The following is a 6,887-nucleotide window of genomic DNA, read 5'->3' as shown; positions in this document are numbered from 1 at the left end:
GCACGGCGGGCGAATCTTCTGAACTGGCGGCCAGCTTCGCCGCACCCAGCGCGGTGTCGATCGCCAGCCGGCGCGCGCCCGCCTCGTCGAAACCGAGGCTGCGCCCCGCCGCCTCGAGCGCCTCGATGAAGTGGAACACGTAGGCCGGCCCGCTGCCCGAGATCGCGGTCACCGCATCCATCTGCGCCTCGGCGTCGGCCCACACCGTGCTGCCGACTGCGGCGAGGATGCGCTCGGCGGCCGCGCGTCCGGCGGCGTCCACCGAGGGGTCGGCATACAGACCGGTGACGCCGGCGCCGATCAGCGCCGGGGTGTTGGGCATGCAGCGCACCAAGCGGGTGTAAGGCGCATCGGGCGCACCGAGCCAGCGCCCGAGGTCGGCCAGGCGCAGGCCGGCGGCGATGCTGATGACGAGTTGGCCGGCGAGCTGCCCGGCGAGCGGCGCGAGCGCGGCCTTCATCTGCTGCGGCTTCACCGCCAGCACGAGCACGTCGCAGGCGAGCGCGACCGCATCGAAGCCCGCCACCGCGCGCACGCCGAAGCGGCCCTCGAGCGCGGCACGCGCCGCATCGCCGAGTTCGACGACCTGGATGTCGCCGGCCGCAAAGCCGCGTTCGATCATGCCGCCGATGAGGGCAGAGGCCATGTTGCCGCCGCCGAGAAAAGTGATCTTCATTAGGTGACCTGAATTCAAGAGCCGACGCACACGAGCGCGCGTCAGGCGGAGCCGGCCGAGACCGGGGTGGAAACGGGCTTGACGCGCTCGCCGAAGATCGCCGTGCCGACGCGCACGATGGTGGCGCCTTCGGCGATCGCCGGCTCGATGTCGTGCGACATGCCCATCGACAGCGTGTCGAGCGCCAGGCCGGCGGCGACGAGTTCATCACGCAGGCGGCGCAGCACGGCAAATCGCGCGCGCAGCAACGCGGTGTCTTCGGTGGGCTCGGGAATGCACATCAGCCCGCGCAGGCGCAGGCCCGGCAGGCCAGCAACCGCCTGCGCGAGCGCGGCCACCTCGTCGGGCGCCACGCCGCTCTTGCTGTCCTCGCCGCTGACGTTGACCTGGATGCAGACGTTCAGCGGCGGCAGATGCACGTCGCGCTGGGCCGACAGGCGCTCGGCGATCTTGAGGCGGTCGATGCCATGCACCCAGTCGAAGGCGTTCGCCACCGGGCGCGTCTTGTTGCTCTGCAACGGCCCGATGAAATGCCATTCTAGGCCGAGCGCGCGCAGCGCCTCGGCCTTGTCCACGCCTTCCTGCACGTAGTTCTCGCCGAAGGCGCGCTGCCCGGCGGCGGCGGCCTCGCGCACCGCCTCGGCGGGCCAGGTCTTGCTCACCGCGAGCAGCGTCACGTCGGCGGGGTCGCGCCCGGCACGTCGCGCCGCGGCGGCGATGCGGGCGCGCACCGCGTCGAGGCGCGCAGCGATCGTCGTCATGTTCCGTGGCCTATTTCCTGGGATTTCAGGGCGCCGAGAGTATAGCATCGCTCCATTGCCCACCCTGAGGCCCGGCCTGGGCCCCGCCCCGCAGGCGACCAGGCCGCCCATCGCGCCGGAATACCATGGACATCACCGAACTGCTCGCCTTCGCGGTCAAGAACAAGGCCTCCGACCTCCACCTCTCCGCCGGCCTGCCGCCGATGATCCGGGTGCATGGCGACGTGCGCCGGATCAACCTGCCGCCGCTCGAGCACAAGGAGGTGCACGCCATGGTGTACGACATCATGAACGACGCACAGCGCAAGCAGCTCGAGGAGACCTGGGAGTGCGACTTCTCCTTCGCGGTGCCCAACCTCGCGCGCTTCCGCGTCAACGCCTTCCAGCAGAACCGCGGCGCGGGCGCGGTGTTCCGCACCATCCCGAGCAAGGTGCTGACCCTGGAGGAGCTCAACTGCCCGAAGATCTTCAAGGAGATCGCCCACCAGCCGCGCGGCATCGTGCTGGTGACCGGGCCGACCGGCTCGGGCAAGTCCACCACGCTGGCGGCGATGCTCGACTACGTGAACGAAAACGAGTACGGCCACATCCTCACCGTGGAGGACCCGATCGAGTTCGTGCACGAATCCAAGCGCTGCCTGGTGAACCAGCGCGAGGTGCACCGCGACACCCAGTCCTTCAACAACGCGCTGCGCGCGGCGCTGCGCGAGGACCCCGACGTGATCCTGGTGGGCGAGATGCGCGACCTCGAGACCATCCGCCTGGCGCTGACCGCCGCCGAGACCGGCCACCTGGTGTTCGGCACGCTGCACACCTCGTCCGCGGCGAAGACCATCGACCGTATCGTCGACGTCTTCCCCGCGGCCGAGAAGGACATGGTGCGCTCGATGCTTTCGGAATCCCTGCGCGCGGTCATCTCGCAGACCCTGCTCAAGACCAAGGACGGCCAGGGCCGGGTCGCGGCGCACGAGATCATGATCGGCACCCCGGCGATCCGCAACCTGATCCGCGAGAACAAGATCGCGCAGATGTATTCCTCGATCCAGACCGGTCAGAATATCGGCATGCAGACCCTCGACCAGTGCCTCGTCGACCTGGTGCGGCGCAACGTGGTGTCGGCCGCGGAAGCGCGCGTGAAGGCGCAGAACAAGGACAGCTTCGCCGCCTGAGCGGCATCCATCCGCCCGCCCGGGCAGGAGCACGCAGAACATGGAACGCGACCAGGCCCTCAAGTTCATGCACGACCTGCTGCGGCTGATGCTGCAGAAGAACGGCTCGGACCTCTTCATCACCGCCGGCTTTCCGCCCGCCATCAAGGTCGACGGCCGCATCGTGCCGCAGTCGAACCAGATCCTGCAGCCGCAGCACACCACCGAGCTCGCGCGCGCGATCATGAACGACCGCCAGGCCGCCGACTTCGAGACCCACAAGGAGTGCAACTTCGGCATCTCGCCGGCGGGCATCGGCCGCTTCCGCGCCAACGCCTTCGTGCAGCAGGGCCGCGTCGCGCTGGTGCTGCGCACCATCCCGCAGAAGATCCCCAGCTTCAAGGAGCTCGGCCTGCCGCCGGTGCTCACCGAGATCGCCCTCGCCAAGCGCGGCCTGGTGATCTTCGTCGGCGGCACCGGCACCGGCAAGACCACCTCGCTCGCCTCGCTGGTCGACTACCGCAACGAGAACACCTACGGCCACATCATCACCATCGAGGACCCGATCGAGTTCGTGCACCAGCACAAGAACTGCATCGTCTCGCAGCGCGAGATCGGCATCGACACCGAGTCCTGGATGACGGCGCTGAAGAACACCCTGCGCCAGGCGCCCGACGTGATCCTGATGGGCGAGATCCGCGACCGCGAGACCATGGACTACGCGATCGCCTTCGCCGAGACCGGCCACCTGTGCCTGGCCACCCTGCACGCCAACAGCGCCAACCAGGCGATCGACCGCATCATCAACTTCTTCCCGGAAGATCGCCGCCAGCAGCTGCTGATGGACTTGTCGCTGAACCTGCGCGCGATGGTGTCGCAGCGCCTGCTGCCGATGAAGGACCGCAAGGGCCGCGTGCCGGCGGTGGAGGTGATGCTCAACTCGCCGCTGATCGCCGACCTCGTCTTCAAGGGCAACGTGCCCGAGATCAAGGACATCATGAAGCGCTCGCGCGAGCTCGGCATGCAGACCTTCGACCAGGCCCTGTTCCAGCTCTACGAGGACGACCTGATCGGCTACGAGGACGCCCTGCGCAACGCCGACTCGGTCAACGACCTGCGCCTGCAGATCAAGCTCAACAGCCGCCACGGCGACCCCCTCGCGCCCGGCGGCGGCATCCAGAACCTCGGCATCCTGTAGGGCCGCAGGCCGCGCGCGTTCACTCCTGCGGACTGGGCGCGCGCTCGCGGTTGCTGCCGGCGACCATGCGGTACTCGAACAGGCGGCACTCGAGCGCGCCGTTGAACAGCGGCGTGCGCCGGCTCGCCTTCAGGCCGATGTGCCTGGGCAGCTCGGGGTCGGCGCTGAACAGGTAGCAGCGCCAGCCGCCCCAGCGCTGCTTGAGCGCGTCGCCCAGGCGGGGATAGAAGGCGAGGAGCTCCTCCGCCTCGCCGATGCGCACCCCGTAGGGCGGATTCGCCACCATCACCCCCGCCGCGGCCGGCGGCGTGCGCTCGAGCACGTCGGCGCGGTCCAGGCGCACGCAGTCGGCCAGGCCGGCGGCGTCGAGGTTCATGCGGCTGCGTCGCACCCATTCGCCGACCACGTCCGACCCGAAGATCGGCAGCACGCGCGCCGGCTTGCGGCGCTGCTCGGCGGCGCGGCGCAGCGCCGCCCACGCGCCGCGATCGTGGATGCGCAGGCGCTCGAAGGCGAAGCCGCGCCCCAGGCCGGGCGCGATGTCGAGCGCCATCTGCGCGGCCTCGATCAGGAAGGTGCCGCTGCCGCACATCGGGTCGACCAGGGCCTCGTCCGCCTGCCAGCCGGTCAGGCGCAGGATGCCGGCGGCGAGGTTTTCCTTCAGCGGCGCCTCCACCGCCGCCGGCTTGTAGCCGCGCTTGTAGAGCGGCTCGCCGGTGGTGTCGACATACAGCGTGGCGGTGTCGGCGGTGAGGAACAGGTGGATGCGCACCGCCGGGTTGGCGGTATCCACGCTCGGCCGCCGCCCGGCCACGGTGCGGAAGTGGTCGCACACCGCGTCCTTCACCCGCAGGGTGATGAACTCCAGGCTCTTCAGCGGCGACTTCTGCGCGGTGACGTAGATGCGGATCGTGTCGTCGGCGGTGAACCACTTCGCCCAGGTCACGCTGTAGGCGAGCTTGTAGATGTCGACCTCGGCACGGTAGCGCCCCTGCCCCACCCGCCACAGCACGCGGGTGGCGAGCCGGCTCTCGAGGTTGGCGCGCCGGCAGGCGTCCCAGTCGCCCTCCCAGCTCACCCCGCCATGCACCGCACGCGCCGCGCGCGCGCCGAAGCTCGTCAGCTCTTCGGCGAGCAGCGCCTCGAGGCCGCGCGGGCAAGGGGAAAAGAAGGTTTCGGCCATGGGTCACTCCGGGCGCTGGAAAAGCCGGCATTGTACCGCCCCCCGGGCGGCGCCCCTTGCGCCGTGCCACGGACGCCCCGGCACGGGCAGCTCCGCGCCCTTCGCCGTCGTCGACAAGGAAATATTTCCGTGCATCCGGCGCATTCCAGGAGAAGAATTGACGGTCGCCCGTCCATGCTCCAGGAATACCGATGTCCGCCCCTGCCCGCCCCCGGCTGCGCAGCCTGCGCCGCACCCTCGCCTGCCTCTTGCTGGCAGCCTGTGCGGGCCCTGCGCTCGCGGAGGACTTCGTCTATGTCGTGCAGCCCGGCGACAACCCGTGGAACCTGACCCGGCGCTACCTCAAGAGCATCGATTACTGGCCGCGCATCCAGGACTACAACCGCATCCTCGAACCCGAGAGCATCCGCCCCGGCAGCGTGCTGCGCATCCCGGTGGCGTGGATGCGTGGCGAGCGCGGCGGCGCGGAGGTGATCGACGTGCGCGGCGAGGTCGAGGTGCGCAGCGCCGGCGGCAGCGAGGCGCTCTCGCCCGGGATGCGGGTGCTGCCCGGCATGCAGGTGCGCAGCGGCGCGGACAGCAGCCTGACGCTGGAATTTCCCGACGGCAGCCGCAGCCTGGTCGGCGCCGACACCACCTTTCGCGTGCGCAGGCTCGAGCGCCTGCGCGCCTCGGGGGCGCAGCAGCTCGAGCTCCAGCTCGAGCGCGGCCACATCGAGAACCTGGTGAATCCGGTGCGCGGCGGCGGACGCTACATCATCCACACCCCGGCCGCGGTGGCGGCGGTGCGCGGCACCGACTTCCGCATCACCGCGGTCCGGGATGGCGTACGTGCGGAGACCCTGGAGGGCGAGGTCGCGCTGCGCAACGCGCGTGGCCAGACCCGCCTGCCCGCCGGCCGCGGCAGCTACGCCCAGCGCGGCAAGCTTCCGGAGCGCGCCTCGGCCCTGCTGCCCGCGCCCGAGCTCGCCGGCCTGCCCGCGGTGATCGACCGCGTCCCCTTCCGCATCCCGATCGAGCCGGTCGCTGGCGCGCTGCGCTACCGCACCCAGCTCTCCCCCGCGGGCGGCTTCACCGTGCTCGCCTCCGACCGCAGCGCCGACGAGGCCGCAGCGCTCGGCAGCGGCGAGCTCCCCGACGGGCGCTACCGCGTGCGCGTGCGCGCGGTCGACGGCCGCGGGCTGGAGGGGCTGGACGGCGAGCGCGAGGTCCTCATCGACGCCCGGCCCGAGCCCCCCTTCCCGAGCGTGCCACCCGCCGACGGCTTCGCCACCGAGGACAAGGTCCGGTTTTCCTGGGCGCACGATCCCCAGTCGACCGCCTACCACTTCCAGCTCGCCGCCGACGCCGGCTTCGAACGCATCCTGATGCAGCGCGACGACCTGCGCGAAGCCGAGCTGGAGCTCGACGAGGAGCTGCCCGCGGGCGACTATTTCTGGCGGGTCGGGCTGAGCACCGCGAACGAGGGCCGCGGCCCCTACTCCGACGCGCAGCGCTTCCGCCGCCCCCCGCCCGGCCCGCAGGCCGAGCCGCCCGAAGTCGACGGCGACACCCTGCAGCTGCGCTGGCGCGCGCGCGAGGGGGCCGAGGCCTACCAGGTGGAGTTCGCCCGCGACGCCGACTTCGCCACCCCGGCGCATCGCCTCGACACGCGCACGCCCGAGCTGGCGATGGAGCGCCCCGAGGGCGGCGTGTGGCACGTGCGCATCCGCAGCCAGGAGCCGGGCGGCCCGCCCGGACCGTGGAGCAAGCCGCAGCAGGTCGAGGTCCCGCACGACCACTGGCGCGCGCTGCTCGTCCTGCTGCCCCTGCTGCTGGTGCCATGACCGCGCCGGCAGCGGTCCCCGCCGTGGCGTGCGCCCGTCCGCTGGGGACGCGGCGGCATGGCGCCCGAGGCGTCGCCCCATGAGCCCCGAGCGCC

At 71.2% G+C, this 6,887-nt stretch carries 6 protein-coding genes; 3 read left to right on the top strand and 3 right to left on the bottom strand.

Translation table 11 applies throughout. From position 1 onward, the window contains the following. Window positions 1–676, bottom strand: a 676-nt coding sequence (proC, locus tag C667_RS18590) for a pyrroline-5-carboxylate reductase (RefSeq protein WP_004375410.1), incomplete at its 3' end; no start/stop codon positions are given. A 41-nt stretch (window positions 677–717) separates the two neighbouring features. After that, entirely contained in the window at window positions 718–1,437 is a 720-nt protein-coding gene (locus tag C667_RS18585; RefSeq protein ID WP_004375407.1) for a YggS family pyridoxal phosphate-dependent enzyme, read from the bottom strand. A gap of 125 nt (window positions 1,438–1,562) precedes the next feature. On the opposite strand from C667_RS18585, the gene C667_RS18580 reads away from it, so the two are divergent. Further along, on the top strand, window positions 1,563–2,606 hold the full coding sequence (locus tag C667_RS18580) for a type IV pilus twitching motility protein PilT (protein ID WP_004375404.1): 1,044 nt from the start codon (window positions 1,563–1,565) through the stop codon (window positions 2,604–2,606). 40 nt (window positions 2,607–2,646) lie between these two features. Next, window positions 2,647–3,783 carry a PilT/PilU family type 4a pilus ATPase gene (locus tag C667_RS18575; RefSeq protein WP_004375403.1) on the top strand — a complete coding sequence of 379 codons (1,137 nt, stop codon included), beginning with the start codon at window positions 2,647–2,649 and terminating at the stop codon, window positions 3,781–3,783. Window positions 3,784–3,802: 19 nt separating this feature from the next. Here the strand turns inward: C667_RS18575 and C667_RS18570 are convergent, their stop codons facing one another. Further along, entirely contained in the window at window positions 3,803–4,966 is a 1,164-nt protein-coding gene (locus C667_RS18570; protein WP_004375401.1) for a THUMP domain-containing class I SAM-dependent RNA methyltransferase, read from the bottom strand. Between the two features lie 191 nt (window positions 4,967–5,157). Between C667_RS18570 and C667_RS18565 the strand changes: the two genes are divergently transcribed. Continuing rightward, window positions 5,158–6,792, top strand: a complete 1,635-nt coding sequence (locus tag C667_RS18565) for a FecR family protein (RefSeq protein WP_004375399.1) — start codon at window positions 5,158–5,160, stop codon at window positions 6,790–6,792. The last annotated feature ends 95 nt before the right edge of the window (window positions 6,793–6,887 follow it).

It is taken from the genome of Thauera phenylacetica B4P, assembly GCF_000310225.1.
GTDB classification, from domain to species: domain Bacteria; phylum Pseudomonadota; class Gammaproteobacteria; order Burkholderiales; family Rhodocyclaceae; genus Thauera; species Thauera phenylacetica.
Note: the sequence above shows the minus strand (reverse complement) of the source record. Positions and strands in the feature narration are given on the sequence as shown.

Coding starts and splice junctions, on each gene's coding strand:
- C667_RS18570 (WP_004375401.1), bottom strand. CDS start 4,966: ATGGCCGAAACCTTCTTTTCCCCTTGCCCGCGCGGCCTCGAGGCGCTG.
- C667_RS18565 (WP_004375399.1), top strand. CDS start 5,158: ATGTCCGCCCCTGCCCGCCCCCGGCTGCGCAGCCTGCGCCGCACCCTC.
- C667_RS18575 (WP_004375403.1), top strand. CDS start 2,647: ATGGAACGCGACCAGGCCCTCAAGTTCATGCACGACCTGCTGCGGCTG.
- C667_RS18585 (WP_004375407.1), bottom strand. CDS start 1,437: ATGACGACGATCGCTGCGCGCCTCGACGCGGTGCGCGCCCGCATCGCC.
- C667_RS18580 (WP_004375404.1), top strand. CDS start 1,563: ATGGACATCACCGAACTGCTCGCCTTCGCGGTCAAGAACAAGGCCTCC.